Raw genomic sequence first — 22868 nt, forward strand, 5'->3', positions numbered from 1 at the left:
CACCCGGCCGCGGACCCTCAGATCACGCCCGATACACAAAATTCCTGACAGACCCATCCCTTGTCGGAGTGGAAAATCACGCCGTCGATGTTCCCGCCCCTGGTGGCCACGGCGGTGTTGATCGCTGCTTTGGCCAGCTCCGCGGTCGGATAGTCATCGGAGGTGGCGAACCCGACCATGCGCCGCGAGCACAGGTCCAGCACCGTCGCTGAGAACACCGGGCCCTCGGCGGTCTTGACCTCTTTGAAGTCCCCAAACTGCTTCTGGTCGATCCCATCAGCGCTGAAGTCGCGCCCCAGCAGGTCCTCGGGGGCCGCAGGGGCGGGGTTCTGGCTGGTCAGGCCTTTCTTCTTTTTGGGGCGGGCGGACAGGCCCTGGCGGGCCATGGACGCCTCCACCGTCTTCTTCGACACCGACAGGCCGTCCCGGCGCAGCTGGGCGCGCACCCTGGGGGACCCGTAGGTCCCCTGGGAGCGGTCGAACGCCCTCTTCACCTCGGCGTCGGTCGCCCGGCGGCGGACCTGCATCTGGGTCAGCGGCCGGTCGAGGTGCTTGTAGAACGTCGAGGAAGCTGCATCCAGCGCCCGCAACGACACCGCGTGAGGCACACCGTGGTCGGTCCTCTGGGATGCGATGAACCCTGCGGTCACCGCGTTGCCCCGCTCACCCAAACGACCGCGGATCGTTTGAGGACATCGCGCTCCATCCCCCGACTCAGCCACCCTCTTGCGGAGCCTCGCCAGCTCGGCCCGCTCATCGGCCGACAGCCCGCCGGACCGCGCGGCCTGGTCCTGGCGAACCCAGTTCCCCAGCGTGCCCTCGTTCACACCCAGCTCCCGGGCCACACGGGCCACCGGCCGGCCGGCCTCCTTGACGATCCGAACAGCCCCATCACGGAACCCCCGGTCGAAACTCCTTCGCAGTCTGGACACAGCCCCTCCTCATAGAGCATGCCTCCACGAAAAGGGGGGAACCTCAAGGGCCTTATGTTCCTTAGCTGGTGTGAAACTGCGATGGTTGATCTTGTTGTGCTCTGCGAGGGCGATGAAGACATGCGATTCCGTTACACCAGCGCTTTTGGGCGGGGGCCGCACCCCCGCGACTTCTCCCGTCAGAGGATGGAGTTGGGTAAGCACGATTTCGCGACCATCAAGGAACGATTCCTGGCTGCCGTGCCACAACTGAATTTGGGTCAAGACACCCAGGAAGCCGTTGAACGGGTCGTCATATGGCGCAACATGTTGGGGCACGCCAACGTGCAGCCCTTCCGGGGATATCTCTTGCATACCCCACCCCCAAAGAAATGGGAGCGCATCAGTAGGCACTTGAGATGCCCCCAGTGCCTCAAGTTCTATGCAGACTGTGGCTGCGAGACGCACGACCAGAGTGAACCACTGACCGTCAAGATCGAAGAGGAAGCGCTGCTGACGATACTTGAAGACGTTCGCACGGTTGATGCTCAGTGCCTTTACCCCGCGGCAGTATCAATAGACGTTCCCTATAGGGGCTTAGCATGGCCGATCAGCGGGGATGAGTATGAGATAAATGAACACCGACCTGAGCGCAGGGCGGTACTCCCAAAGACTTCTCTGCGTGGACACTGAACTGCCCTGGTATGGCCAAAGGGCCTTGAGCCTGGGAAGCGATTTTGTGAAGGCCTATCCTTAAGTGGAGACAGGCAGCACCTGGCTCTCAGGCGTGCCTGCGACAGCCCCAATACGCCCATGTTGTGAACGAGAAAACAGGTGGTACACTGCTTACACGCATGTGATTAAGCGGGACCAGAAAGGCGGTTATGGTGCCGGAACGAGATACCTACAAGTACCAGTTTGTAGATCGAAATGACCGGATCATTCACTCGGGGATCACGAACGATCTTGATCGCAGAGAAGGCGAACTGCGTCGTCAGCACGGCAGCGGCAACATTCGACAGGTAGGACGGCGAACCACGCGAGAGGCGGCGAAGGAATGGGAGAAGGGTAGACCTTCGGCTGGTCGATCTGGTCCGTGATCCTTGGTTTGGCCAGGCGAGGGTGTTCCACATCCAGCCGTACCTTGGGCTTGCCACGACTCCGTAACAAAGCAACCTGGATTTTGGGCGAGTGCCTCCAGTGTCACAATGGGTTGACCCGCTCCTAAGATCGCGCTTCATGCAGCAAGACGACTGCGGTGGCCACGGGATGCAGACATATGACCGAAGCTCCGGTGAAGGCATGCCATGTGTCGTTGGACGTATAGGCGGCCGCAGGCTGCTGGCTGCTCGTGATGGGAATGGTTTCCGCCGTTGCCACCACACGGAGTTGCTGAGGGCCTGACCGTGACGCCGCAGGACTTCATCACCAAGTGGGGGTCATCCACGCTCAAGGAGAGCTCAGGGTCGCAGGAGCATTTCATAGACCTGTGTGAACTGTTAGGCGAGTTGACTCCGGCAAAGGCTGACCCTACTGGCGAGGAGTACTGCTTTGAGCGGGGGGCGCGCAAGGAGACCGGCGGTGATGGCTGGGCCGACGTGTGGAAACGCCACCATTTCGCTTGGGAATACAAGGGGAAGAAGGCCAATCTCGACAAGGCCTTTGAGCAGTTGCGGCAGTATTCCTCCGCGTTGGAGAACCCGCCGCTATTGATCGTCTCCGATATGGAGAGCATCCGGATTCGCACCAATTGGACGAACAGCGTCAGCAAGACCTACGAGTTTGCCTTGGAGGACCTGAATGACGCAGGGACCCGTGACATCCTCAAATGGGCATTCACGGACCCTGAGCGGCTACGGCCGGGCCAATCCCGGCAGTCGTTGACAGAGGACGCTGCGGAATCGTTCGCCTCTCTGGCTCTTGCTCTGAGGGAACGTGGGCACGACCCAGAGGAAGTCGCCCATTTCGTCAATCGTCTGATCTTCTGCATGTTCGCTGACGATGTCTCTTTGCTTCCGAACAACTTGTTTGAACGGATGTTGGAACAGGCCCGAAAGGAGCCCGAGAGCTTTACTGACCTTGCGGGCAATCTCTTCCAAGAGATGGCTTCTGGTGGCCGGGTCGGCTTCGAGCAGGTTGCCTGCTTCAACGGAGGCCTGTTCGAGGACAATTCCGCGCTGCCATTGGAGAAGTCTGATATCGAGACGGTGTTGAAAGCCTCGAAGCTCGACTGGTCAGAAATCGACCCGTCGATCCTTGGGACGCTTTTCGAGCGCGGGCTCGACCCCGGCAAACGCGTGCAACTCGGGGCGCATTACACAGATCGCGACAAGATCATGCAGCTCATCGATCCGGTGGTGATCAGACCGTGGCTCGCTGAGTGGGAAAGAGAATTAGCTGAAATCGCCTCGGAATTGGAACGAGCCGAAGCGGCGAAGTCAGCTGGAGCCCGGACGACACAGCGCAATAGGGCCGAGCGGCGGTACCGGGAGTTTCTTAGCCGATTGCGTTCGTTCACAGTGCTGGATCCAGCTTGTGGCTCGGAGAACTTTCTCTATTTGGCCCTGCATGCGCTAAAGGACCTCGAGCATCAAGTGCAGGTGGAAGCGGAGGCGCTGGGCTTTGAGCGCGATTTTCCCGAAGTCGATCCCGCGAACGTTAAGGGAATTGAGATCAATCCTTACGCCGCGGAACTGGCGCGCGTTTCGGTCTGGATTGGCCACATCCAGTGGATGCGCCGCAACGGCTTCACGGGAATCGAGGAGCCGATTCTGAAGCCCCTGGACACGATCGAGTGTCGTGACGCGATCATGACAGCGGACGGCGCCGAGCCAGATTGGCCAGTGACTGACGTGGTGATAGGAAATCCGCCTTTTCTCGGTGGAAAGCTCCTCAAGACGCATCTTGGCGAGGACTATGTGGACCGCCTATTCGACGTCTTTTCAAACCGCGTCCCTGCAGAAGCGGATTTGGTCTGCTACTGGTTCGAGAAAGCCGGTAGGCAGATTGCAGAGGGAAAGGCGAAGCGCGCTGGGCTGGTAGCAACCAATTCGATTAGGGGTGGCGCGAACCGAAGGACTCTTCAGGCTGCTACCGAAAACAGGCCAATTTTCGACGCGTGGAGCGACGAACAGTGGACCATTGACGGAGCGTCTGTGCGAGTCTCTCTCATTTGCTTTTCGCGAGATGTCGACGCGGTTGGGCAAGTCCTACTCGATGGACGGGAAGTCGACGAGATTTACACCGATCTGACAGCACGGCACGGCAGCGAAGGTGTTGATCCCAAGACAATCAGACGACTCCCGCAGAATGCCGATGTTGCCTACATGGGCGATACCAAAGGAGGAGCCTTCGATATCGGGGGAGACCTCGCCCTCGAATGGCTCCAATTGCCTGCCAATCCGAACGGTCGCAACAACACCGACGTACTGAAGCCGTGGGTGAATGGCATGGACGTAACGCGACGGCCAGCTGGCAAATGGATCATCGACTTCGGCTGGGTAATGTCTGAGTACGCAGCCGCTTTGTATGAAGAGCCGTTCGAATGGGTGGAGCAGCACGTCAAGCCGATGCGGCAAAACAACCGTCGAGCCACATATCGCGAGCACTGGTGGCGCCATGTGGAGCCGAGGCAGGGAATGTGGAATGCACTTGAGGGGGTATCGCGTTACATCGCAACACCCACTGTCGCCAAACACCGCGTCTTTGTCTGGTACGACACTCGAATCTGCCCTGATCACCAACTGATCGTCATAGCTCGGGACGATGACACGACCTTCGGGATCCTCCACAGTCGGTTCCACGAGATTTGGTCGCTAAGGCTTGGCACAAGTTTGGAAGACCGACCGCGCTACACCCACACTACGACCTTTGCTACCTTCCCGTTTCCTAGCGGATTGACGCCGAATATTGCTCCTGATGAGTGCGCGTCCGACCCCAGGGCAGGAGCGATCGCCGAAGCTGCACGCGAACTTGTCGCACTTCGTGACCGGTGGATCAACCCGCCTGAATGGGTCGAATGGGTGGAAGCTCCAGTTCCCGGATATCCAAGGTTGCCCCAACCCCGCAATGAGAATGCCGCGAAGGAACTCAAGAAGCGCACCTTGACGAATCTCTACAACGACCGCCCGCAGTGGCTAGACAATGCACATGCTGCCCTAGATGCTGCCGTCGCTGGGGCCTACGGTTGGCCAACCGACATTTCGGATGATTCCGCCCTCCGGAACCTTCGAGACCTCAACGCCGCCCTCTGAATTGGTTATGGCTTGAGTTGCGCTCTTCGCACACTTGCCAGGACTGTGTGAGAAGAGCCCTACCTTGAGACCACGACCCAATCAAACCAGCTCGTGCGAACCTGGGGGAGCTTCACCCCGCCACTGAGTTGGGTTCGCCTCACGCACCACATCTTGCATGGGCTAAAGGGCTAGGCGGCCATCCTTAGAAGTCGGTTGCCGGTCTTGGTGTCGACGTAGGCGAAGCTCTGTGGAGGTCGGAAACCTCTTGGTTTTGCCCGGAGGTCTTGGAGGGGCACGATCCTGTCTAGGGGCTGCTGATGCGACAAGGCCAGCGCGGTGCCGATGTCCAGTCCCTCGAAGTAACGCTTGAACTCGTTGTGGGACAACTCGGATCTTGAGCCGTACTCGCGCCATAGGGCTGTGAGGTTGGCCGTTCTGACGTCTGTGATGATGCATGTGCCAAGCAACGCCCGCACCGGTGTCGACGCATACAACAGCGCACGCGTCGGGACTTCGATCTTTGGTGTCGTGCGGCGCAGCTCGACAGTCTTTGTCCCGGCAAGGATGGCCTCAGCGAATCTCGGCTTGAGCGAGAGGACGATCATCCGGTTCTGATCGAGCGCTTCAATCTCCTCAGTCATTTCGCCTCAACGTTGACGGGCTACTGCGACTGTGCCAGTTCGGCGGCGGCTGCGCCATACCTCTGCTGAGCTGCCTGGCGACTGACGCCGAGCATTATCCCGATCATTGCCCATGACCAGCCGTCTTCTCGAGCGGAGACAACTGCTTGAGCCAGCTCAGTCTCAAGCCAGTCGCGTTGGTCGGCCAGCTTCTCCACCAGCTTCAGTGATGATGAGTCAATGAACTTCAGATCAGCCGGGTCGACCTCGTCAGCCCATTTCTCAAAGGCAGCCAGCTTTTCGGCCAACCGCTTTTCTCGACTGTTCATCAGTTCCACACTCCGATGCCGTGTTTGCGAGCACTGGGCGCGATGACGGCCTGTTCAAGGTAACGGTCCATCAGGTTGATGTCAACAAAAGTTGACACTGAATCGTGGGGAATTGCAGTCTGTCATCTTTGTAGCTGTCTGCTACGATTGTGCAAGGAGGTCTTGGCATGCCACTGAGCATTCCCATTCGCATCGACGACGGCGTGTACGCCTCGGCCAAGGCGGCGGCCCCGGCCATGGACCGCAGCGCTGCCCAGCAGATATCCCATTGGGCTCGGATCGGGCGCGAAATGGAGAGGTCGCGCGAAATCCCCCACAGCGATATTGCCGCCGTCCTCAACGGCGAAACCCACTACGACGACCTCGATGACCCCCGCGCCCAGGCGATAGTGCGGGCCGTGTGGGCCGAGGAGATGAAGCACTGGCGCGAATCGCTCGATTTGGAGGCGGAGTTCGTTGCCAAGGGCCTCCCATTCGCCGAGCTGGACGAGAGCGGTGAAGTTGTCGTCCGCGAGCCGGCTAGCTCAACAGCTGTGCCCAGTCGCTAATCATGGTAGCCGGGTCGTCTGCTGCGGCGGGCTGAGCAGGTGGATGGCGCCCGAACGCTGATCGTGGTCGCAGGGCCGAACGGCGCTGGCAAGACCCTGTTCGCCGGACGGTTCGCGGCCCAGTCCCGCCTTGAGTTCGTGAACGCCGACTTGATTGCCGCGGAGCGATGGCCCGGCGAAGAAGAGTCCCGTGCTTATGAGGCTGCCGCTGCTGCTGCAGAACGGCGCTTTGAGCTGATCGCCGCAGGGCGGTCGTTTGTAGCTGAGACTGTGTTCTCCCACCCGTCCAAAGTCGACTTCGTCCGCGCCACCATGGAAGTTGGCTACATCGTGGCCATGCACGTCGTCATGGTGCCGGAGGACCTCGCGGTCGCACGGGTTCGCACCCGCGTCCGCTCCGGAGGGCACCGGGTCCCCGAGGAGAAGATCCGGGGCCGGTACCGGCGTCTGTGGGGACTGGTGGCAGAAGCGGCAGGTATGTGCGACGAAGCCTTCTTCTACGACAACACGTCAGCCCGCAACCCGTTCAGACTGGTGGCCGAGCTCGACAGGGGAGTACCCGTCGGGATCCCTGCCTGGCCAGACTGGGTGCCTTCCGAACTGGAAGCCCTCGGACGCTGATCGCCTGGCAGCAATCCGAAAGACGAATTCGCCGCGTCCGCAAAATGACAGAGACCGCCGTCAGACGGCGGTCTCGACCCTACCGGCGAAGCGATAGGGGTGGTATAGGAAACCTACCACGAGGCAGGTGGAATTTGGACGGTAACAGGTGCTGAATTCTCAGGGCCGGTGTACGTGGACTCCGTCGCTATGGCTGGCCAAGGCACGAAGGTCGGTGAGGTCGGTGGTGAGTACAGCACCGCCGGGTTCGGCTATGGCGACCACGAGGGCGTCGATGGCCGAGCCCTGACCCGCCACTGTACGCAAGGCGCCGGCTCGACGGGCGAGACCCTCAGACACCTCTTCAACGATGTTGCAGGTCTTCAGGAAGCGGTTGATGTTTGCGTCATTGTGTTGTCGGCCAGTGACCGTTTCGGCGAGCACGACGGAGGGAACAAGAGGCGGCCACAGCCCATCGCGCTGGAACACTGCAATCAGAGCAACTGCCTTCTGGCGTCGCGTGGCGAGATGGCTGACGCCGCCCGAGTCGAGAACGAGCCTGGTCAACGCGCCGCGGTTGCCGAGACATTGGCTCGGATGCGTTGCGACAGGGCCTCTGCCTTGGCGATGGCCTTCTCAGAGGGTTCGCCAACATCCTCGAGAAGCTCGCTGAGATATCGGACAGTCTCTTCAAGCAGCGCCTCGCGTCGAAGCTCAGCGCGTATCGATGCCTGAAGAAGCTCCGATGGCGAAAGCTCCCGTTCCTTGACTGCGTCGTAGAGTTCGACCGGCAGATATACCTGCATGCGCGGCATACGCCTACTATACACACACTCTCGGACAACGAAGTTCACGTTTAACCCCGCAGAATGGAAGGCTTGGATGTCCCTTCATCTGTATGGTTCGGCGATGGAGAAAGCGGCTTTGTTCGATGCTGTCACGGCGCAGCGCCATCGCTTGATCGGCGTTCTCGACGACTTGAGCGATAAGCAGTGGAACGCGCGGTCGTTGTGCGAGAAGTGGCGGGTGCGCGATGTGGTGGGTCACCTGGTCACCATCTTGGACATTCCCGCTGGACGTTTCTTGTGGCGGTCGTTTCGGGCCCGGAGCTACGACGGTTACGCCGCCGACGTGGCTTGCGAATATGGCTCGCAAGACCCCGGCCAGCTGCTGGCGAAGTATCGCCAGCAGCTGGCTGGCAAGCGGATTGCTCCGCCGATTGTCGGCCCCATAGCGCCTTTGACCGATGTCCTGATCCATACCCGCGACATCGAACGACCGCTCGGTATCTCAGCAACGCTGCACCCTGAGGGATTGCGTGCCGCTCTCGATTACTGCTGCGGTGGTCGCGCTATTGGCTTTGTGCCGGGAAAGCGGACCAAGGGCCTTCGATTCGAGGCATCCGATATGGATTGGTCGGTCGGTGACGGGGCGTTGGTGTCAGGACCGGCAGAGGCAATCTTGTTGGCGGTCACCAACCGGCCCATCGCACTGTCCGAATTGAGCGGAGACGGCGCCGAGATGTTGGGTAACCGCCTCGGCTGAAGCCTCTGTAGTCGGGGCGAGCGTCACCAGCGCCGGTCGCCCTGCCTAGCTGGCGCGAGACGCCAATAGGTCTGCGGCCTGGGTGGCGGCGCGATGGCCGCTGGAGAGAGCGCCGTTGACTGAGGGGATGCCCATGTAGTCGCCGGCTAAGAACAGGTTGTCGATGCGTCCGGCAAGCTGGCCCGGGATCTCGGCCATCTTGGCGAGCATTCCGGGCTTTCCCATGCACAGGGCCTCTTCCCAGCGGTAGACGCGGTAGAACAGGCCCTCTTCGTCGCCGGGAAGAGCGGAGCCGGGCGGGGCGTTTTGGCGAGCGGCGCCCAGCATTTGGCGCTTTACCTCTTCGTGGTCTTGGGGGATGAGCTCTTTGGCCCGGTCGAGGCCGATGAGCAGGTCGAGGATGCTCTTGCCCGGAGGCGCGCATGCGGGCAGAAAGGTGATCCGGATGATTCCCAAGGTTGTGGATGCGCCAAAGCCGGGTCTCTGGGGTGATTCGGATGGTCGGAAAGCTTGACCAATCGGTCATTGAGCCAGGCGTTCTGCCGTTCGTTGGGCTGCTTGGCGGAGTTCCTCTAGGTCTTTGACTAACCGCGACCACTTGGCGCTGGCGATATCCTATGGCCTCGCCCGTATCGGCGCACACAGCGATTTCATACGTGTCGAACAGGCCTTAGCCGAGTAGCTTCCTCTCCAATTCTTCATCTGTCACAGCATCAGACCCAAACGTACCGTCGGCAATCTGTCTCTCCATTTCGGCCTATTGGGCGGCTGTCTCTGCTATCTCTTTGCAATCGGAAGCGCGGACCGACAGGTCGTCGTGGAGGAGTCCGACTATAGGCAGTTTACCCATTTCCTGAGGCAGCGACTTGGCGGTCTCGCCTAGTGCCCAGGGGAGTTTGTCGGCGAGTTCAGCGGCCCGCTCAGCGGTCTCTTTCGGGTTGAGTCCGAGCCGTTCGGCGGTGAGTGTCATGGCCTCGGGAGAGTCGGCACTTTCGATTGTGAAATCGCTTCCGATTCTCATCGCCATGCGGAGCAGATGTGTTGGGGTGGTTTGCCGGTACGGAAGCCAGCTGTTGAGATCGTAGACGGGGGCCAGATGGGCTGTTCCCTGCCCAAGAAGCATCACAGAGTGGTTCTTTGCATGGCCGTCGATACTGGCCACAAGCCATTGGCAAAGCAGCGAGTCCCTGAACCTCCTCAGGTTCGCATCGGCGTTGCTGGGGTCAGCCTGCCGCAGCACGCGGGCGATCTCCTCGGGAGCAGGGCCTCCATCACCCTCGTATTTCCTGTCTGGCCTGTATCCGAGCGCCTGGCAGAAATCCTCCTGGTGGATGCGGGCCGTGCCATCGCCGGTACGGTCGAACCTCTCGACCACCAGCACCTCTGTCCCGCCGAATCGGGCGGGCTTGGTGCGGGCTGCTGCCACCCCCATGCGCCGAACCGTCTCCATGACCAGATGCTCGGTCACGGCCTCGTGGGCGAACGTGTCCTGTCTTGCCAATTTGATGATGTGGGTGGTGGGTATCGGCCCATCTGGCACAACCCAGCCGCCGTCAGGCGTGCGGCGCACCGCCACCTTCGGTTGCGCTCCGGCCAAGCTGAATCCGGAGTCGGCCCTTCCGACGCGAAAGGCCCGATTGCCGGGATCGACGCGTATCCGCTCCAGCCACGCTGCAATCTCATCCTCGGTGGTCGGCTCTGTTTCGCCGGCTTCCGAGAGCAGGTGATCGACCTTCTCGGGCGGACAGAACTGAACTGCTCCAGCGCAGTCCGCTCCCATCGGGGTGCCCAGAATCCGCAAGTAGTCCCCGCCCTGGAGGCCGTGCTCCCTTTTGAGGCTGCGAATCGTGTCGGTGTCGTCGGGCAAGAGCCCTTCAAGCCACCAGCGAAGCTCCGTTCCCTCGGCCCGCAGCCTCGACAGGGGAAACCGGATCGACAGGGGCGGACCCCCTGCCTGAATGTAGGCGGGCGCATACTCGAACGACGGATGACGGTCGGTGAGGTCTAGGGAACCGGCGACCTTCCCGCCGATGAGCACGGAAAGCTCCACCCTAGAACTCCGTCAAAGACCGCAGGTGCGCTTCGAAGTCGAACTCCGGCTCGGCTCGCTTGACCATCACGAGCATGTATCCCGCCTGCCGGAGGGCGTCGATGGCCAGCCCGACCTCGATGCTCGACTTGCCGTTCTCCGCCTCTGACACCCATTTGCGTGACACGCCCATTTCGGCGGCGAACGCAGTCTGGGTCATGTTCTTGTCCTGGCGGGCGAATCTGATGGCGTGCCCCAAATCAGACGGCGTGAACACCGGCACACCGGTTGCGGATGCCTCGTCGGCTGGCATGGGCCAATCCTAGCTGCTCAACCCCTACGTGACACCGAACGCTCACAACGAAATTACGCCTCCGAACGGTAACATAGCAACAGCGACACCGAACGGTAGCAGAGCAGCGACGAACGTGACTTAACGCTAGCCGTTGCGAACACCCATCCAGGCCCCTTTAGCGGTGCTGTTCTGTCAATATGGCGGATGACGCCTCGACGACGACTGGAAGGAGAGACCGGTGGGAAAGGCAACCGAAACTGATTTGCCCGGTGTGGGGGTTCGCTTCGACCTGGAAACGAGCGCGGGCCGTTGCGTCGGTGTGGTCGTCCACCAGACCGGTCGGCGCGATCTGGTGGTCTACGACGAACAGGACGTTGACCGCGCCTGCGAGAGCGTGGTGTTGACCGAGGACGAGGGCCACACCCTCGGCGAGCTGTTGGGGGGCAACCCGGTTCTGGAGCATCTAGACGACGTCGTGCACCGCCTCGAGGATCTCGTGATCTCGTGGGTAACGGTCGACCCGAAGTCGTCCCTCGCCGGGCTCACCCTGGCTGAGGCCGAGCTGAGGGCGCGAACCGGGGCGGGCGTGGTCGCGCTGGTCACCGATTCGGGCTCCATTCCCATCCCAGGCGGAGCTGACCGCCTCGAAGCCGGTGGCACGGCAGTGGTCGTTGGCGTTCCCGCCGCGGTGAAGGCGGCCACCAAGCTGCTGAACGAATCGGGCTAGCCCATGCACACGGGCGGCGATCTGTTTGTGATCGAGCTCGGGGCGGTGGTGTTGGTCTTGGCCATCGTCGCCCGCCTGGCTCGAAGGATCGGCCTGCCTGCGCTTCCGATGTACCTACTGGTGGGGCTGGCCCTGGGCGAGGGCAGTCTCGTCGAGTTGCCGGCGTCGGAGGAGTTCATCGAGGTGGGCGCCGAGATCGGCGTCATCTTGATGCTGCTCATGCTGGGGCTCGAGTTCTCCGCCCACGAGCTGATCGACAACGTTCGGCGGTCGACGCTGGCCGGGACCGTCGACCTGGCCCTCAACTTCCCGCCCGGCTTCGTCGCGGGGCTGCTGCTCGGCTTCGACCCCATCGTTGCCGTCCTGCTCGGCGGCGTGACCTACATCTCCTCGTCGGGCATCGTGGCGAAGCTCGTCGCCGACCTCGACCGCATCGGCAACCACGAGACCTCGGTGATCCTGAGCGTGCTCGTCATCGAAGACCTGGCCATGGTGCTGTATCTGCCCATCGTGTCCGGGGTGCTCTTTGGCGGCTCGGCGCTGAGCACCACCGTCACCGTCATAGTCTCTTTGCTCGTGGTGGTTGGCGTGCTCGGTGCCGCCTACCTGTTCGGCGACCGGCTGAGCGCCATTGCGTTGAGCCAATCCAGCGAAGCGCTGTTGTTGACGCTGCTCGGCGGCACTCTGCTCTTCGCCGGCATCGCCGGGCGCCTCAACCTGTCAACGGCGGTGGGGGCCTTCGTGGTGGGCGTGGCACTGTCGGGCGACATCGTTTCGCATGCCCGCGGGCTGCTGTTGCCACTGCGGAACCTCTTTGCCGCCGTCTTCTTCGTGTTCTTCGGCCTGCAAGTCGATCTTGACCTTGTCCCCGATGTCGCCGTGGCCGCTGTCGTCATCGCCGCCGTGACCGTCGCCACCAAGTTCGCCACTGGCTGGGTCGCCGCGGGAAGAGTCGCCATTGGCAGGCCCGGTCGGGCCCGGGCCGGCGCCGCCCTCATCGCCCACGGAGAGTTCTCTATCGTCATCGCCGAGCTCGGCATTTCCCGCGAGAGCGACCTCGGCGCGCTCGCCGCCACATACGTCATCATCCTCACCCTTGTCGGCGCGGTTCTCTACCAGTACTCCGACTCCATAACCCTCCACACTCCGAGCGAGTCCTACCGGGCCCGGTGGCAGCGAAAATCCCGCCTCGCCGAACGGCTCCGCAAGCGCCGCTGGTCCCCAACTCGCTAGCTCTTCTACCAGAGACGCCCAAGCGGTCTGAAAGCTCTGGCCTCTAGAGGTGGCGCGGGACGTACATGAGGCCGCCGTTGGTCCAGAGGTCGATGGCGCTCCCGTGCCTACACCATGCTGGTGACGTTGCCCCCGCCGATGGCGACGACTCCGGTGGCGTTCAGTCCGCCGATGGCGACGATGCCGATGGAGTTGACCCCTCCCAGGGTGACCAGGCCGATGGCGTTTACCCCGCCGACGGTGACAATTCCCATCGAGTTGACTGCGCCGAATGTCACCAGGCCCATTGCGTTCAACAAGCCCAGTGCCGCGATCCCCAGGGCATTGATGCCCGCCATGGCAGCAAGCCCGATCGCGTTGAAGCGATTGACAGCGACAAAGCCAACCGTGCACTTCTCCATTGTGGTTGCGTCTGACATCTTCGCTCCTTCAACCTGGTCCCACCGTGGGTGCGATACCTGGTTGTACCACAATTGCGTCGCTGTGCGTTGCGATGATCCTGCTAGCCTGACTCATTCCGGGCCGTTAGCTCAGTTGGCTAGAGCACCTGCATGACGCGCAGGGGGTCAGGGGTTCGAGTCCCTTACGGCCCACCGAATGGATGTCGCCCAGTCCAGTGATCGAAGGCGGCTGGGCTGGTTGCTCGCCGGGGTGGGAATGCTCTCGGTTTCCACCGATTCGCTGTGGGTCCGGCTATCGGAGGCAGACGCCGTCGATGTCTCCTTCTGGGTGGCGTGCTGCTCGGTGCCCCTCTACACCTCACTGAGCCACCGGGTGGACGGCTGCTGGCCGCTGGAGGCGTTCCGCCGCCATCCTTGGCAGCAGCTGGTGATCGGGGCTCTCACCGGGGGAAGCCAGCTGTGCTTCGTCATTGCCGTGACCCAGACCCGAGTGGCCAACGTGGTGGCCATTGTGGCCGCGGTACCGCTGATGGCCGCGGTGTGTGCCTGGATATGGCTGAGGGAGCGCATCAGCCGAGCAACGGCCATCGCCATCGCCATCACCATGGCGGGCATCGGAGCGATTGTGTCCAGCTCGGTGGGGGAGCCCACCCTCACCGGCGATCTCTTGGGCGTCTTGGCCATCCTGGGCTTTGCGGTGAGCCTGACGATGTGGCGCCGGTATCCCGACATGAGCCGCCTGGTGGGGCTGTCCATCGGCGGGGTGATGACCGTGGTGGCCCTGGTGTACTGGGCAGCGCCGCTGTCACTCGACTTGCGGGCCTACCTGTCGATCGCCGCCATGGGCCTGTTGTTCAACCCTTTCGGTCGTCTGGCCCTGTCCAACGCCCCTCGCTTCGCCCCAGTAGCCGACGTGGCCCTGTTTGCCCCCATCGAGACCGTGGCCGGAACCATCTGGGCTGCCGCATTCTTCAACGAGCTGCCCCGCCCAGTCGCCGCCGTCGGCGCCGTCATCGTGCTAATCGGCGTCTTCTACGGCACCATCGCCACCACCCGGCCCGGAGCTCAAGCTGTTCCGAGCTAACGGAAGAGTGATTGCATTGCAATCACTCAGCCAAGGTAGGCTCTTGGGGAGCCAGAGAGGGCAAGAAATGGCGAGTATCACCATTCGCAATCTTGACGACGAAGTCAAGATCAGGCTTCGCATACGGGCTGCCAGTCACGGTCGGTCGATGGAAGAGGAGGCCCGGCTCATTTTGCGCGATGCCGTTGAGCAGGACGCGGGTCCTGCCGATCTAGCTGCTGCTATTCGCGAACGCTTCGCCCATCTCGGTGGGGTGGAGTTGGAATTGCCCTCAAGAGAGGCCATGCCAGAGCCGCCTCGATTCGATTGAAGCAGGCACGGTGATTGTTCTCGACACCAATGTTGTCTCTGAATTGATGCGCCGGCTGCCGGATTCGGCTGTTGAAGCATGGGTGGCTAACCGTGCCGCGACCACCTTGTTTCTCTCCGCAGTGAGCGAGGCAGAGTTGCTCTACGGCGTCGCCATCATGCCAGCGGGCCAGCGTCGAGACGCTCTGGAGTCAGAGGTTGAGGCGATGCTGCGTGACGACTTTTCTGGTCGTGTGCTGCCTTTCGACCGTGACGCGGCGCGCGCCTATGCGGAAATTGCTGCTTCCTGCCGGGCCGCAGGACGACCTGTGTCCCAGTCCGACGGTCAAATCGCAGCTATCGCCCGTTCTCGCGGCATGGCGGTGGCAACACGCAATGTCCGGCACTATGAAGGCATGGCTGTCGACCTCGTCGACCCTTGGGCAGCAAGCTGAACAGCCCGTTGGGAGGCTAACTGAGAGGTCTTGACCAGCAGTACGCTCGCGGGTTGTGGCCAAGCTCAACATATTTTATTGTGATGGCCGATCAGCTGGCGCCGCATTTCATCGGTGCCTTGCTGCCGACGGCGGCACCCGAGTCGAGCCGACCAGCCGGTTCTTCGCCGCTATTGCTTCAACCGCAGGGCCAGTAGGTGGGGGACTCCAGGTTCTTCGACCAGGCCGATGGGATAGATGATCATGTCGTCGGCCACCGCGGGCCACCCGTTGGTGGCGCCCTCGGCTTGATGGCGCCACACCACCTTGCCGGTGTGGCGGTCGAGGGCGAGCAGCTCGCCGAAGAAGGCGGAAGTGAACAGCAGATCGTTCACCACGGTCATGCCGCCAAGCACGTCGGCAGAGGGCACCTCCGGGTACTTGGAGATGATCTCCACGTCCCAGACGATGGTGCCGGTGGCGATGTCGATGGCCACCACATTGCTGGGGCGGGTGAACAGCTGGGTGCCCTCGCCGCCGCTGCTCACCTGGTCGGACTCGTAGTAGGAGGGGGCGTTCACCACCGCGGCGTAGAACACCCCTTCGGCAATAGCGACTGGAGTGACCATCCCCCCCTGGGCACCCGGCAAAACCTCGACGGGGGAATTGAAGGCCTCGAGGTTGTCGTTGCGGTGCAGGCCCACTGAGGTACGCCACAGCACCTCGCCGGTGGCCGGATCGTGCCCGAACGCCACCCCGCCCTTGCCCGCCGACACCAGCACGTCGTGGTCGAGGCCGTGGTCCTCTGCTTTGGCCAGGGCCACCAGCACGTGATCCCGGTCGAAGATGTCGTGGGGGAAGGCCTGGAAGCCCCAGCGCAGCTCCCCGGTGTTCACGTCTAACGCCACGGTGCCGCTGGTCCAGCGGTTGTCGCCCGGGCGGCTCGACCCCGCGGGCCAGCTAGGAGCGCCGGGGAACGGATAGGGGTTGCCCACGCCGTAGAACAACGTGCCAGTGTCGGTGTCCAGAGCCGGGGGATACCACGCCCCGCCCCCGCTGTTGACGTCGGGGTTGCCCCAGAGGGTCTCGTCTTCCACGGTGGCAAACGTCCACACCACCTCGCCGGTGGCATGGTCCAAGGCGTAGATGGTGCCCCGAGCCCCGGCGGGGAACCCGCTGGTGGAGGCAAACACCATCCCGTCGTACACGAAGGGCTGCACGTTGAGCTCGCTGCCTCCCGCCGCGATCTCGGTGGCCCAGATCTCCTCGCCGGTCTCGGCGCTATAGGCCGCAATCATCTGACCTCGTTCTCGGTCGCCGATCTTGATGGCGAAGACCTTTCCCCAACCCACTGCCACTCCCGATGGGCCGTACAGGCCGCCTCGGCGCCCGGCGGTCCACAGGTTCTCTCCGGTGCGGCGGTCGATGGCGTGGACCCCGCCGTCGAGACCGGCAACATAGACCCGGTCGCCCAGGATCAGCGGCGTGGTAGCCAGATTGCCCCAGGTGCTTCCGCCGGGGACCTCCGCAGTCCAGGCCACCTCGAAGCGGTCGACGGTGGAGGATTCGATCGGGCTGTTGAACACGGCTCGAGTGGCGGCCGCATCTCTGTTGGGCAGCGGCCAGTCGTCGGCATGCTCGATGACCTCGGGCGGGCTGCCGGATAGGGCGGTCTCAGCGGTGTGCTCAGCAGTCGGCTGGGCCTCGGCGGTGGTCTCGGGCGTGGCCGGTGTGGGCGTGGGCTCAACAGACTCTTCGGGTGCTGGTGCGGGTGGCGTTGATTCTCCTGAATCTTCTGCCGAGGAGCAAGCCCCAAGAACCAACGCAGCGGCCAGAAGAACAGTCACCAGTTGCCGTGACACCCACCAGCCGCAGTCCATGGAACGACTGTACGGGCTGGAGGCGACTGGGGCGGTATTGTGTTGGCACCCCAGCCAAGGAGGAGGCATGGCCCGTATCAAGATCCCCGATGGCCCCGCGGAGGAGCTCCATCGGTTGTGGATGATGTGCCCGGAGCTCACCGCTCCGGCATCGGCGTTCAGCGCGGCGGTGTACAACAAGAGCAAGCTGTCGGTGCGGCTGCGGGAGCTGCTGCGGATGAGGATTGCCCAGATCAACCACTGCGTGGTTTGACTGGACACCCGGGTTGCGTCGTTGGCGCAACATGATCTGAGCGAAGACGACTACCTCCACGTCGGCAATAGAGACGAATACGACGGCTACAGCCAGGCCGAACGGGACGCCCTGGAGTACTGCGAGAAGTACGCCACCGACCACTTGGCCATCGACCAGGCGTTCATGGACCGCATGGTGGAGCACTTCAGCGACGAGCTGATGGTGGACATGACCCTGTCCATCGGCTGCTGGATCGCCTTCGGCCGCATCAATCAGGTGATGGACGTGTCGGTCTCCTGCCCCCTGCGCATGAAGGGCCCCGAGCAAGCGCTTGAGGCAATGGAGGGCAACGGCCAGAGCGAAGACGACATCCTGGCCATGCGCTCCGCCCGATTCGCCTAGCCCGCTAAGGGAGACTGATCAGGAGAATCGGATCTTTTGGACGTCTAGGGCATCTAGCCCCTCTTTGCCGTCCTGTCTGAGCCAATCCTCTTGACCCAACCACATGGGGAGCAGTACCCCTTCGATGTCTGGAGTGAGTCGATCTCCAGCCAAGCACCTAACCAACGCAGGTGGCAGCTCTCCGAGTGCTCGAAGTGACCAAAGACGGGCATTGCCACCGCCTAGGCAAGCATCCAATAGCGAGTCGACACAACTATGGCGCTGTAGAAGTTGAGTAGCAGCAGATGCTCGGATCGGGTCATCTCCTGCCATCCAGCCGACAAGTGTTCGCTGGATACCACTTGTTAGCTCGTCAACGGCCGAGATCGGGTGCAGTGCCACTAGGGGTTCTGCATCGACGATTCTGTCGAGGAGCAATTCCGGCTTTCGCGCTGCACCCTGACCCAATCCCCAGGCGGCAGCAGCTCTCAATTCTGTTGGCAGACTTGAATGAGCTGCTATCTCAGCAAGGGCCTCGGCAGCGGCATCAGATGAGAGCTCAGAGATTGCGAGAACCGCTTCCATCTGCTGATCAGCTTCGGCTTCAGGTTGGTCGATCTGCTCATGATCTGGCCGATCCATGGCGTCGGTTCAAGTCGAGCCAGAGCTACCTGCGCTTCGAGTCGAATCCGCCAGTCCTCAAGGCTGGTTCCGCCTATATCAGAGAGAATGCCGACGAGCTCTCGATGCTCCGTAGCTCCCGCTGCTTTGATCGCCGCATATCGTTCCACGAGGTCTCTTGAGTGCAACGCAGTGACCAGATCCCAGGAGTCATCAGAGCACACCGGGCTCGATTCCTGTGCGACAACCCCTGCAAGAACCTTCTCGTCTCCTTGGAAGAAGTCGCCAGGGTTCGAATAGACGAATCTCGGCTCTGTCCAGTTCCGCCAGTGCTAGTACCGCTGCACCTTGCCGTCTGCGCCTTCAAAGACGATCCGGTCCTCCTTGTCGACGTGGACAAACCGCCCTCTCTTGGCCGGCACCCAACAAGGCCATGTCAACGTGATCTCAGAACCCTCTGATGCAGCCTTAGGAGCAGACTGTTTCGCATTCGAAATGCTGGCTCGAAGAGCCGCGGTCGTGAAGAAGATCGGAGGACCGCAGTGAGGAGGGTCATGGTTGATGTCAGCTAGGAGGAAGGCGAACAGGTCTTCGTTCCGCATCCCACCGTCGTCCCATTTGCGGCCTGGTGATTCTGAATGCGACAGCATGATCTTAAACTTCGACTTCGCCCGAGATTCCACCCTCAGCCCGCACCGCACGCACAAGAGATCGGGAAGGCGCAGCCTCTTGACCTTTGTCTGCCAGACCTTGTTGGCCATTGCGTAGCGCTCGAGTTCGATTAGTCGATGGCCGAACTGATTTTCCAGGTGGTTGGCTACTGCTGCTGTCCCGATCGCTCCGACGGACACGAACCGTGCGAAATCAGCGTCCTCCTTGAAGCCCACTATGCCCTACCTGCGCTCATGCCTGCTGGAGTGTACTGGTGCATTACCCGCAACTGTCACCCCTGCTAGGTAAGGTCGGAGTGTGAGCGATTGCGTGCTTCCAGTCCTGCCTTCGATGGTGTCTGTCAAGCGCAGCGACCCCGTTTACATGGCTCATGCGTACCTCACAAAAGTGCCGGTAGCGGGAATTGTGCCCTTTATTGAGGCATTCACCAGCGAGGGTGAGATCGTGCTCGATCCATTTGCTGGGTCGGGGATGACTGGAGTGGCCGCGCTCATGACAGGTCGGCGAGCACGGCTTTTCGATGTGTCTGTACTGGGACGCCACATTGGAACCAACTATGTCAATCGAGTACCGGAAGAGCACTTGCGCAAGCGGGCTGATGAGGTCATTGCGGAGGCGGGGGAGCGCATCGGACAGGTATACGCAGTGCAGTGCGAACAGTGTGGCGACATGGCTCAAGTCGCAAAGACGGTCTGGTCGGCAGTCATGGAGTGCCCTGGCTGCGGGGAAGGGGTTATCTACTATCGAAGCTTGGAGGCTTCGGACTGGCAAAAGTCTCAGATGGCCTGCTCTCTGTGTGGTGCTCATGTGACCAGCAGGTGTCGGCGTCTGGGCGAGAGACCGGTGGTGGACTCGATCAGTTGTAGCTGTTCTCGCACCCAGATTGAGCAACCTCATCGGACTCCGCTCCAGGAGCCTGATTCGGCGGGACTGAGGTGGCCCGATGTGGCAATCGAGGAATTCCGGCAAATGTATGTCGCTTCAGCACTCGGTCGGCACGGCCTAACTTCTGTAGCGTCCTTTTACTCATATCGCAATCTCTGTGCTCTTGCTGCAATACATGCCGCCATAGACGAGGTGAGTGAAGAGCCCCTGCGCGACAAGCTGCGGTTCGCATTCACGGCCATCCTGACCAGGGCGAGCAAACGGTATCAGTGGTCTCGTCAGCGTCCGCTCAATGCGGCGAACGCCAACTATTACGTTGCTCCAGTGTTCTACGAGTGGAACGTCTTCGATCTCTTCAGCCGCAAAGTGGAAGCAGCGATCCGATCCGACCTGTGGATCAGTGACGAACGGCGAGCGCGATTCAAATGGTCTTGCGACGACGATCCCGGTGTCACTTATCTCCTTGCGAGCGCAGATAGCTTGCCCCTCGATGATCATTCAGTCGACTACGTGTTTACCGACCCTCCTTTTGGGGCCAACATCTTTTACTCGGACATGAACCTCTTTCAGGAGGCCTGGTTGTCGGAGTTCACCGACCCACGCGAAGAGGCAGTCATCGACCGGGTCGATACGGGTGAACTCAGAACGGTTGATCGCTACGAACGAATGATGACGGATGCACTTCGAGAGTGCCTTCGAGTCGTCAAGCCAGGAGGCTTCATCACCCTGCTGTTTGGCAACAGCTCAGGAAAGGTGTGGCAACTTCTTCAGCGCTCGATTGCAACTTCCGGCCTAGAGGTGGTTCCGGAGCTTATTGCCGTGCTGGACAAGGGGCAACGATCAGTGAAGGGCCTTGCGTCCGGCTTCGAGAACACAGCCACGCTCGACCTCATGCTCACTATGCGCGCTGCTAAAAGAACGTCGGTGGATCTGGTCGACCCTCCTGCATCAGTCGTTGAGCCGATCGTCCAACGACACCTTGCCGAGCACGCCGATACCAGCCCCAGCCTGTTGTATCTGGAACTACTCCGGCATGGCTTCTGCTCTGAATGGGATCTCAGCAAACTCGATTTGGGCTATGTGACCGAGATCATCGAGATGAACCATCGAACGGTGGACCGTCGCAGCGCTCAAGTGATCTAGCGGAACTGGCGGCCGAATTTCCGCAGGTCGTCGGTGAACAGCACGGGCTGCTCGAAGGGCCGAAGGGGCAGCCTATCCGACGCTAGTCGAAGTGATCTGCCCGGCGGACGATGAAGAGCCAGGTGAGCACCCCCGACAGCACCACGAGCACACCCGACCAGATGCCAGCCTCGGCCACGAAGGCCTCTTCGATGCTGTTGAACGCCTTGGTGGTGAGGGTGGGGAAGTCGAACGGGGCGATGAGCAGGGTGATGGGCAGTTCTTTCATCACCGAAAGCATCACCAGCCCGCCCCCGGCTAACAGCCCCGGGGCTATGAGCGGCAGCTCCAGCGACCGGAAGCGGCGCAACCATCGGGCTCCCAGGGTGCGGGCCGCGTCGGTCAGCCGAGAAGACACCGCAGCCACCGCAACCTGGGAGGTGCGCATGGTTTGGCCGCCGAAGCGCACCATGTAGGCGAACACCAGTAACACCAGGGTGTTGCGGAGGTGGCTGCCGATGTCGGTCTTCAGGGTCCAGAACAGCAGCGCCAGTCCGATGAGGATTCCGGGAAGTGCGAATGCCGACACGATCACGGCGTTGGCAACCGTGCCGATCCGGGATCGGTGGCGGACGACGAGGTAGGCGGCGGGAAGCACCAGAGCCACCGAGACCACCGCGGCCAGAAGGCTCCCGTAGGCGGTGTGCCAGGTGGGCGCCCACACGTCATCCCATTCCACGAGAAGGTCTCGTCCGCCGGAGGCCTCCAGCCTGATGCCATCGATGGTCCAGTCGGCCAGCGATGCGATCGGCCCCAACAGGGCTATCGCCACCGATCCGATCAGAAACGCCACCGCAATCGGTTTGGCGCGGCCCAGCCGATAGACAACCGGGCTCCGCGATCGCACTGGTGCGGCGTGCTCATATCGCCGTGTTGCGCCCCGCTCAACCAGCACCACCACCGCAGCCAGCACCAGCAGGATCACGCTGAGGGCCATCGACACTGGTTGATTGTTCAGCCGAGTGGTGTAGATGGCCCGGCTCAGCGTGTCGTAACGCATGAGCTGCACCGCGCCGAAGTCGCTGATGGCGTAGAGGAACACCAGCAGGGTGCCGGCGCTGATGGCAGTCGCCGCTTGGGGCAAGACCACTCTGCGGATGACGGTTAGCGGGCTGTCGCCCAGCAGACGAGCGGTCTCCTCGGCCGACCCGGGCAGGCGCCGCAGCCGGGCGGCCACGGGCAGGTACACATAGGGATAGGTGAACAGCGTGAGCGCCAGCCACGCGCCGAATAGGCCCCGTATCTCCACGTCCCACACCAGGCCCAGGTTGTCCAGCCAGTCGGCCAGCAGTCCGCCGGGGTTGAGGGTCCGGATCAAGGCCGCGGCGCCGATGAACGTGGGGAACACCAGCGGAAGGGGCAGCAGCGCCTGCCACATGCGCTTGAGCGGGACGTCGCACCGGGTGGTCAGCCAGGCCAGAGCGGTGCCGAACACCGCGGTGGAGGCCGAGACCAGCACGGCCAGTCGCAGTGTGCGCAACAATGGCCCCTGGGTGCGCTGGGAGAACAGCACGCCCAGCGGATCGCTGTGGAAAGTGAAGTTGCGCCACACCAAGTAGCCGGCGGGAAAGGCGAATCCCACGGTTACCACGATGGCGAGCACCTTCAGCAGTGCCGGGGAGTGGATTGTCGGCGACCGCACAAAGAGCGACTTTATCCACAGGAGTCCAAGAGGGTAAAGCTTGCTTTACATCTATTGCGAAGCGGGCTGGAGTTTGCTGTCGTCGATTGAT

At 61.8% G+C, this 22868-nt stretch carries 25 protein-coding genes and 1 tRNA gene; 14 read left to right on the top strand and 12 right to left on the bottom strand.

Annotated features, from left to right (window positions below):
- Positions 1-17: 17 nt before the first annotated feature.
- Entirely contained in the window at positions 18-932 is a 915-nt protein-coding gene (locus tag OXG30_06960; GenBank protein ID MCY4134640.1) for an IS3 family transposase, read from the bottom strand.
- Between the two features lie 81 nt (positions 933-1013).
- On the opposite strand from OXG30_06960, the gene OXG30_06965 reads away from it, so the two are divergent.
- A complete protein-coding gene (locus OXG30_06965) occupies positions 1014-1604 on the top strand; it encodes a hypothetical protein (GenBank protein MCY4134641.1) in 591 nt (196 codons plus the stop codon).
- 713 nt (positions 1605-2317) lie between these two features.
- Positions 2318-5164 (top strand): class I SAM-dependent DNA methyltransferase, encoded by a 2847-nt coding sequence (locus OXG30_06970; GenBank protein ID MCY4134642.1) that lies wholly within the window; start codon positions 2318-2320, stop codon positions 5162-5164.
- Between the two features lie 170 nt (positions 5165-5334).
- Here OXG30_06970 and OXG30_06975 read toward each other — a convergent pair whose 3' ends face one another.
- Positions 5335-5787, bottom strand: a complete 453-nt coding sequence (locus tag OXG30_06975; GenBank protein MCY4134643.1) for an ASCH domain-containing protein — start codon at positions 5785-5787, stop codon at positions 5335-5337.
- A gap of 20 nt (positions 5788-5807) precedes the next feature.
- Positions 5808-6095, bottom strand: coding sequence for a hypothetical protein (locus tag OXG30_06980; protein MCY4134644.1), 288 nt, complete (start codon positions 6093-6095; stop codon positions 5808-5810).
- Positions 6096-6262: 167 nt separating this feature from the next.
- On the opposite strand from OXG30_06980, the gene OXG30_06985 reads away from it, so the two are divergent.
- Both OXG30_06985 and OXG30_06990 read left to right on the top strand, forming a co-directional pair.
- Positions 6263-6643, top strand: coding sequence for a hypothetical protein (locus tag OXG30_06985; protein MCY4134645.1), 381 nt, complete (start codon positions 6263-6265; stop codon positions 6641-6643).
- A 39-nt stretch (positions 6644-6682) separates the two neighbouring features.
- Complete coding sequence (locus OXG30_06990; protein ID MCY4134646.1) at positions 6683-7264, top strand: AAA family ATPase; 582 nt, start codon at positions 6683-6685, stop codon at positions 7262-7264.
- 159 nt (positions 7265-7423) lie between these two features.
- On the opposite strand, the gene OXG30_06995 is transcribed toward OXG30_06990, so the two are convergent.
- Both OXG30_06995 and OXG30_07000 read right to left on the bottom strand, forming a co-directional pair.
- Positions 7424-7810 (bottom strand): hypothetical protein, encoded by a 387-nt coding sequence (locus tag OXG30_06995; GenBank protein ID MCY4134647.1) that lies wholly within the window; start codon positions 7808-7810, stop codon positions 7424-7426.
- A complete protein-coding gene (locus tag OXG30_07000; protein MCY4134648.1) occupies positions 7807-8058 on the bottom strand; it encodes a hypothetical protein in 252 nt (83 codons plus the stop codon). Before OXG30_07000 ends, OXG30_06995 begins: the two co-directional genes overlap by 4 nt.
- A gap of 94 nt (positions 8059-8152) precedes the next feature.
- Between OXG30_07000 and OXG30_07005 the strand changes: the two genes are divergently transcribed.
- Positions 8153-8788: a maleylpyruvate isomerase family mycothiol-dependent enzyme gene (locus tag OXG30_07005; protein ID MCY4134649.1), complete on the top strand. Its 636-nt coding sequence runs from the start codon at positions 8153-8155 to the stop codon at positions 8786-8788.
- Positions 8789-8833: 45 nt separating this feature from the next.
- Here OXG30_07005 and OXG30_07010 read toward each other — a convergent pair whose 3' ends face one another.
- The 3 genes from OXG30_07010 to OXG30_07020 form a co-directional block, all read right to left on the bottom strand.
- On the bottom strand, positions 8834-9244 hold the full coding sequence (locus OXG30_07010) for an FAD-dependent oxidoreductase (protein ID MCY4134650.1): 411 nt from the start codon (positions 9242-9244) through the stop codon (positions 8834-8836).
- A gap of 301 nt (positions 9245-9545) precedes the next feature.
- Positions 9546-10838 carry a HipA domain-containing protein gene (locus OXG30_07015; GenBank protein MCY4134651.1) on the bottom strand — a complete coding sequence of 431 codons (1293 nt, stop codon included), beginning with the start codon at positions 10836-10838 and terminating at the stop codon, positions 9546-9548.
- Position 10839: 1 nt separating this feature from the next.
- A complete protein-coding gene (locus tag OXG30_07020; protein ID MCY4134652.1) occupies positions 10840-11130 on the bottom strand; it encodes a helix-turn-helix domain-containing protein in 291 nt (96 codons plus the stop codon).
- A gap of 220 nt (positions 11131-11350) precedes the next feature.
- On the opposite strand from OXG30_07020, the gene OXG30_07025 reads away from it, so the two are divergent.
- Entirely contained in the window at positions 11351-11839 is a 489-nt protein-coding gene (locus tag OXG30_07025) for a potassium transporter TrkA (GenBank protein MCY4134653.1), read from the top strand.
- 3 nt (positions 11840-11842) lie between these two features.
- Positions 11843-13072, top strand: coding sequence for a cation:proton antiporter (locus OXG30_07030; protein ID MCY4134654.1), 1230 nt, complete (start codon positions 11843-11845; stop codon positions 13070-13072).
- A gap of 107 nt (positions 13073-13179) precedes the next feature.
- On the opposite strand, the gene OXG30_07035 is transcribed toward OXG30_07030, so the two are convergent.
- Complete coding sequence (locus tag OXG30_07035; protein MCY4134655.1) at positions 13180-13491, bottom strand: hypothetical protein; 312 nt, start codon at positions 13489-13491, stop codon at positions 13180-13182.
- A 100-nt stretch (positions 13492-13591) separates the two neighbouring features.
- Here OXG30_07035 and OXG30_07040 point away from each other — a divergent pair.
- The 4 genes from OXG30_07040 to OXG30_07055 all read left to right on the top strand — a co-directional run bounded on the left by OXG30_07040 (position 13592) and on the right by OXG30_07055 (position 15300).
- A tRNA-Val gene (locus tag OXG30_07040) sits at positions 13592-13665 on the top strand.
- A 4-nt stretch (positions 13666-13669) separates the two neighbouring features.
- The gene (locus OXG30_07045) at positions 13670-14557 is read left to right on the top strand and encodes a DMT family transporter (protein ID MCY4134656.1); all 888 of its coding nucleotides are present in this window, start codon (positions 13670-13672) and stop codon (positions 14555-14557) included.
- 67 nt (positions 14558-14624) lie between these two features.
- Positions 14625-14867, top strand: coding sequence for a plasmid stabilization protein (locus OXG30_07050; protein MCY4134657.1), 243 nt, complete (start codon positions 14625-14627; stop codon positions 14865-14867).
- A 10-nt stretch (positions 14868-14877) separates the two neighbouring features.
- Positions 14878-15300 (top strand): type II toxin-antitoxin system VapC family toxin, encoded by a 423-nt coding sequence (locus tag OXG30_07055; protein MCY4134658.1) that lies wholly within the window; start codon positions 14878-14880, stop codon positions 15298-15300.
- 170 nt (positions 15301-15470) lie between these two features.
- Here the strand turns inward: OXG30_07055 and OXG30_07060 are convergent, their stop codons facing one another.
- Complete coding sequence (locus OXG30_07060) at positions 15471-17159, bottom strand: PQQ-binding-like beta-propeller repeat protein (GenBank protein MCY4134659.1); 1689 nt, start codon at positions 17157-17159, stop codon at positions 15471-15473.
- Positions 17160-17226: 67 nt separating this feature from the next.
- Here OXG30_07060 and OXG30_07065 point away from each other — a divergent pair, with 67 nt between their 5' ends.
- A complete protein-coding gene (locus OXG30_07065) occupies positions 17227-17412 on the top strand; it encodes a hypothetical protein (GenBank protein ID MCY4134660.1) in 186 nt (61 codons plus the stop codon).
- Between the two features lie 21 nt (positions 17413-17433).
- On the top strand, positions 17434-17796 hold the full coding sequence (locus tag OXG30_07070) for a hypothetical protein (protein MCY4134661.1): 363 nt from the start codon (positions 17434-17436) through the stop codon (positions 17794-17796).
- Positions 17797-18728: 932 nt separating this feature from the next.
- Here OXG30_07070 and OXG30_07075 read toward each other — a convergent pair.
- A complete protein-coding gene (locus OXG30_07075) occupies positions 18729-19283 on the bottom strand; it encodes a hypothetical protein (GenBank protein ID MCY4134662.1) in 555 nt (184 codons plus the stop codon).
- Positions 19284-19365: 82 nt separating this feature from the next.
- Between OXG30_07075 and OXG30_07080 the strand changes: the two genes are divergently transcribed.
- Positions 19366-21096 carry a DNA methyltransferase gene (locus OXG30_07080; GenBank protein ID MCY4134663.1) on the top strand — a complete coding sequence of 577 codons (1731 nt, stop codon included), beginning with the start codon at positions 19366-19368 and terminating at the stop codon, positions 21094-21096.
- 82 nt (positions 21097-21178) lie between these two features.
- Here the strand turns inward: OXG30_07080 and OXG30_07085 are convergent, their stop codons facing one another.
- Positions 21179-22777: an iron ABC transporter permease gene (locus tag OXG30_07085; GenBank protein MCY4134664.1), complete on the bottom strand. Its 1599-nt coding sequence runs from the start codon at positions 22775-22777 to the stop codon at positions 21179-21181.
- Positions 22778-22868: the final 91 nt, after the last annotated feature.

Source organism: bacterium, assembly GCA_026708015.1.
Classification (GTDB): Bacteria; Actinomycetota; Acidimicrobiia; order Acidimicrobiales; family Bin134; genus Poriferisocius.

What these genes read in the sequence shown, in the direction of transcription:
- OXG30_06985 (MCY4134645.1), top strand. Translation starts at nt 6,263, where the DNA reads ATGCCACTGAGCATTCCCATTCGCATCGACGACGGCGTGTACGCCTCG.
- OXG30_06980 (MCY4134644.1), bottom strand. Translation starts at nt 6,095, where the DNA reads ATGAACAGTCGAGAAAAGCGGTTGGCCGAAAAGCTGGCTGCCTTTGAG.
- OXG30_07060 (MCY4134659.1), bottom strand. Translation starts at nt 17,159, where the DNA reads ATGGACTGCGGCTGGTGGGTGTCACGGCAACTGGTGACTGTTCTTCTG.
- OXG30_07005 (MCY4134649.1), top strand. Translation starts at nt 8,153, where the DNA reads ATGGAGAAAGCGGCTTTGTTCGATGCTGTCACGGCGCAGCGCCATCGC.
- OXG30_07050 (MCY4134657.1), top strand. Translation starts at nt 14,625, where the DNA reads ATGGCGAGTATCACCATTCGCAATCTTGACGACGAAGTCAAGATCAGG.
- OXG30_07045 (MCY4134656.1), top strand. Translation starts at nt 13,670, where the DNA reads ATGGATGTCGCCCAGTCCAGTGATCGAAGGCGGCTGGGCTGGTTGCTC.
- OXG30_07035 (MCY4134655.1), bottom strand. Translation starts at nt 13,491, where the DNA reads ATGTCAGACGCAACCACAATGGAGAAGTGCACGGTTGGCTTTGTCGCT.
- OXG30_07020 (MCY4134652.1), bottom strand. Translation starts at nt 11,130, where the DNA reads ATGCCAGCCGACGAGGCATCCGCAACCGGTGTGCCGGTGTTCACGCCG.
- OXG30_07000 (MCY4134648.1), bottom strand. Translation starts at nt 8,058, where the DNA reads ATGCCGCGCATGCAGGTATATCTGCCGGTCGAACTCTACGACGCAGTC.
- OXG30_07030 (MCY4134654.1), top strand. Translation starts at nt 11,843, where the DNA reads ATGCACACGGGCGGCGATCTGTTTGTGATCGAGCTCGGGGCGGTGGTG.
- OXG30_06965 (MCY4134641.1), top strand. Translation starts at nt 1,014, where the DNA reads ATGGTTGATCTTGTTGTGCTCTGCGAGGGCGATGAAGACATGCGATTC.
- OXG30_06975 (MCY4134643.1), bottom strand. Translation starts at nt 5,787, where the DNA reads ATGACTGAGGAGATTGAAGCGCTCGATCAGAACCGGATGATCGTCCTC.
- OXG30_07065 (MCY4134660.1), top strand. Translation starts at nt 17,227, where the DNA reads ATGGCCCGTATCAAGATCCCCGATGGCCCCGCGGAGGAGCTCCATCGG.